At 64.3% G+C, this 241-nt stretch carries 1 protein-coding gene; it reads left to right on the forward strand.

The features are described 5' to 3' along the window. Nucleotides 1-241, forward strand: a 241-nt coding sequence (locus EOB49_RS35770) for a VOC family protein (protein ID WP_348630296.1), incomplete at both ends; no start/stop codon positions are given.

A 241-nucleotide genomic window follows, 5' to 3' on the forward strand; every position in this document is an offset into this window, starting at 1 on the left:
CTTACCAGACCTTTACAGCCGGCCCCGAATCCGGCGGCGGCATCATGAACAAGCCCGAGCAGATTCCGGTCCCGGTCTGGCAGTTCTATTTCAATGTTGCGGCCATCGACGCGGCGGCCAAACGGGTGACCGACAATGGCGGCAAGATCCTGATGGGGCCGATGGAGGTCCCGGGCGGCAGCTGGATCGTGCAGTGCCAGGACCCGCAAGGCGCACACTTTGCCTTGATGGCGCCGGTCCG

The organism is Mesorhizobium sp. M7A.F.Ca.MR.148.00.0.0, from assembly GCF_003997735.1.
Classification (GTDB): Bacteria; Pseudomonadota; Alphaproteobacteria; order Rhizobiales; family Rhizobiaceae; genus Mesorhizobium.